This window comes from uncultured Methanobrevibacter sp., from assembly GCF_900316895.1.
GTDB lineage: Archaea > Methanobacteriota > Methanobacteria > Methanobacteriales > Methanobacteriaceae > Methanocatella.
Window position 1 is genome coordinate 1 of the sequence record NZ_ONER01000119.1, and the last position, 3,652, is coordinate 3,652.

At 36.7% G+C, this 3,652-nt stretch carries 6 protein-coding genes and 1 pseudogene; all 7 read right to left on the bottom strand.

From position 1 onward, the window contains the following. Positions 1 to 381 (bottom strand): type II toxin-antitoxin system VapC family toxin (locus QZN27_RS09320; protein ID WP_296786797.1); only part of this gene is annotated, 381 nt, incomplete at its 3' end. A 27-nt stretch (positions 382 to 408) separates the two neighbouring features. After that, positions 409 to 729 carry a hypothetical protein gene (locus QZN27_RS09325; protein ID WP_296786800.1) on the bottom strand — a complete coding sequence of 107 codons (321 nt, stop codon included), beginning with the start codon at positions 727 to 729 and terminating at the stop codon, positions 409 to 411. Between the two features lie 319 nt (positions 730 to 1,048). Continuing rightward, a complete protein-coding gene (locus QZN27_RS09330; protein ID WP_296786803.1) occupies positions 1,049 to 1,576 on the bottom strand; it encodes an adenylate kinase family protein in 528 nt (175 codons plus the stop codon). Beyond that, positions 1,573 to 2,667, bottom strand: a complete 1,095-nt coding sequence (locus tag QZN27_RS09335; protein WP_296786806.1) for a GTP-binding protein — start codon at positions 2,665 to 2,667, stop codon at positions 1,573 to 1,575. The genes QZN27_RS09330 and QZN27_RS09335 overlap by 4 nt, the downstream gene beginning before the upstream one ends. 229 nt (positions 2,668 to 2,896) lie before the next feature. Then, positions 2,897 to 3,211, bottom strand: a complete 315-nt coding sequence (locus QZN27_RS09340; protein WP_296786809.1) for a type II toxin-antitoxin system RelE/ParE family toxin — start codon at positions 3,209 to 3,211, stop codon at positions 2,897 to 2,899. Further along, entirely contained in the window at positions 3,189 to 3,407 is a 219-nt protein-coding gene (locus tag QZN27_RS09345; RefSeq protein ID WP_296786812.1) for a hypothetical protein, read from the bottom strand. The genes QZN27_RS09340 and QZN27_RS09345 overlap by 23 nt, the downstream gene beginning before the upstream one ends. A gap of 2 nt (positions 3,408 to 3,409) precedes the next feature. Then, positions 3,410 to 3,652 (bottom strand): annotated as a pseudogene (locus QZN27_RS09350) (hypothetical protein); the annotation flags it as partial.

Consider the following 3,652-nt stretch of genomic DNA (forward strand, 5'->3'; position numbering starts at 1 on the left):
CCTTTCAAATCCACTAATCTTGTCAAAATCTGCATCGAAAGATGCGATTCTGCCAATCCCATGTTTTTGCATGGAAACCAAAATTGTGCAATCGGAAAAATTCACACTGCGATTATAATAATTGAAAAATTCAAATGCCCTTTCATAGTCCTCCTCAGTTAAAAAGTCAAAATCATATATATTTAGCAAGTAGTTTTTTAACTCATTTACATCACCAAAAAAATTATATGGAGAAATACTATTAAACACTTCTATAAGAACTGTTATATTGGTTATTTTTGCTTCTTTTTCCAAAAGAGGTTTAATATTTTTAGCATACTGGCGATAAGGGTCATTTTTAATAATTAAACTATTAATGTATGAGGTATCAAGAAAAATCATATTATCACATGTGGTGTTTGTCGAATTTCAATCCCAACCGGTTTCACCAAGATTGAAAAGCTTTTCCAATACGTCATCACCCTCAGAGCCATCATGATCAAGCATTGCCCAAATCTTTTCTGCATCAATTGTTGGAGGGAGGTCTTTAACTTTCCTCAAATAGTCATAAAGAATACTATTTATTAACTTTTCAGGATTGCAATTGATTTGCCTACTCCTATCAGTTATGCCGTTCATAATTTCTTCAGATATATGAATATCCTGCATATTATCACATCCTTTTATTCCTTGTTTAATGTATTCACCAATCAAATCCAAGTAATCGGATTCGACTTCAAATGCCTGCATCCTCAACTTCTCAAGCAGCCCTCATCAATTTCAAAAGAGATTTTGAGATATTACCACCACCTATATCCAATCATGTCTTAATATGTAGGACCTAGTATAAAGACTTAATGGCTGCAGGCTCGACTGACATCAGCAATTATAATTAGATTAGAATTTTATATATATTTTTTTGATATGCACAAAATCAGCAGTGTGTATTTGTGATATTGTGAATTCACATGACAATATTGATTTGATAAAGAAAAAATATGGAGATTTAAAAAAATTAAAGTAAAAATAGAGATTAAACAACATTCAATTTAACTTCATTGTCGGAGGTTCAATTTTCAACCAGCCATTCCATGAAATCAACGCTTCCGACCGGATAGTCTCCGCCGTTTTCGATGACATCCTCAACCAGTTTCACTGCCTCGTCAATTCCCAGATCAGTGACGTCCAGCTCATAGGTGCTTTCCGGATATTTCTCGAAGGCTTCGGCAGAACACACTCCCAAGGCTTCGGCTTCAAGGTTTTCCCGGATTTTGGATTCGGAATAGTCCCTTTCCATTAACCTTTTCTCCAGCATCTCCGGATTTACCCTCAGGACAATCACCTTGTCGGCGCCGTCGCAGAGATGTGAGAGGTGCCCCTCAAAAATCAGCAGTTCATCACAATTTTTAATCATTTCATCTACATATCGTGACAACTTGTCGATGTCTATGACCTTATAACCCTTATTCTCATCAATGCCCATTACGAAACCATGACTTATTGCCAGATCATTGATTTTAATCAACTGTCCGTTCAATCTGGAAGCAAGTGTTGTCTTACCGGTGCACGGGGTTCCGGTTATGAATATGGCAGTCATTTTTTCAGGATTATCCTGAGAACATCCTCATCATCAAGCACATGGTCCGGACCAACCTTCTGTCCCGGAAACTTGACTGATGTTCCCCAAACTTTCGCATGTCTGAAGTTCTTGACGAATTCCCTGTGGAGCTTTCCGCAGGCATCGATTACGGTTGAGCCCTTCTTGATGACAAGGGGATCTTCCATGTCCGCCTTTCTTCCCTGAGGCTTCAGGTAAACGCGAACCAAATTGAGATTGTCGAATATCAGATCCTTGAGCTCGTCGATGTTGGTGTTCTTGTCTGCTGAAATCGGAATGAACTCCGGAATGTATTTCTTGAGCTCCTCAATGTATGCATCGTCAACAAGGTCGACCTTGTTCAACAGGATGAGCATAGGAACGTATGACTTGTTGCGGTCGAGAACATCGATGAACTGGTCCATTGTGACGTCATCCCTGAAGAGAACATCTGCGTTTATGTATCCGTACTCATTTAAAATTGATCTTATTGTTTTCTCATCCATGTGTGTGAGCTTGCAGGTGCTTGATACCTTTACACCGCCCAGCTTTTTCCTTTTGACGGTAACGTCAGGCGGATGCTCGTTCGGCCTGATTCCGATTGCCCTAAGCTCCTTTATGATGACATCAAGGTGCTGAGGGTTGAACGTGTCGAGAACAACAAGTATCAAATCGGCAGTTCTTGCAACCGAAAGGATTTCCTTACCACGGCCTTTTCCGCTGCTTGCGCCTGTGATGATTCCTGGAATGTCAAATACCTGAATCTTTGCATTCTTGTGCTCCATGACACCCGGAACGATGTCAAGGGTTGTGAACTGATAGGCTCCGACCTTACTTTCGGCATTAGTGATGTTGTTGAGTAAAGTGGATTTACCGACAGACGGGAAACCTACAAGCACTACTGTAGCGTCTCCTGACTTTTTGACGTGAAATCCTTGTCCCTTTGACCCTCCGCTACTTCTCTGCAGAGATTCCTCTTTCAATTTGGACAGTTTTGCCTTAAGTTTCCCAATGTGGTGGGAGGTGGCCTTGTTGTAGGGGGTCTTCTGGATTTCCTCTTCAATAGATTTTATCTTGTCTTCAATTCCCATCTGGTTTCTCCTAAAATTAGTAATTAATATTTAAGATTTTTATATTATTTATATTTTAAACACAACATGTTTATAAAGCCTAAACTGATATTAATATTCTTATTGATTTGACTTTTGAAAATGGAATATAACTCCGATATTAATGAACCTAACTATTTTTAATAGAAATTATTGATTGGAATATAATTCAAACAGTTTAAATTTTGATACAATTTTCAAATAAAAAAAATTAATAAGATTCATTGATAGTGAAATTGTTAACTGTATAATCCTTTTTATAAACATGTGATCTAAGACCAATACGAGTTATAAGAATTTTATTTCCTTCAACAAAATAAACAATACGAAATTTTCCCAATCTTGCACGCCTATATCCATCAGTATTTTTTAAATTCTTAAATTTGCTTTTAAAAGGATTAGAACGAATTTCTCGTATTTTATCACATAACCGTTCATAAAGTTTAGGATTAGATAATTTTAATTCATCTAAAAATCCCCTATACTCTTTAGAAACGAAAATTCTATTTGAGCTCTTCGAAGTCACTTAAGTCACCACTTCTAACTTTAGCTCGTAATTTATCCATTTCTTCTAAAAAGCCAACATAATCATTACAGTCATCATTTGTAAATCCTAATGTTGATGAAGATAAATTTAAATCATCGCTACCAACAGAAGTAGTGTTTTTATCCTTTAAACGACTTAGTGAGGAATTTTTAAATGTTGAAACACCATATTTCATTTTCACTTTCCTCCTGTTGTAATATTTAAATTTTGATTATAATAATGTTTTCTACTAATCCATTTGAAACCTTCATGTTTTGTAATAACTGCAATATCAATAGGCCCGCCAATGACTTGAGCTCCCGGAACAAATCGTGACGAATTAACTGAAATATCTGCTAAGAATCTAACCAAATCAATTGCATCTTGTATAGGCATTGCAGGGACTCCTAATGGTAATTGAAGGTCATCTTTACAATTAGA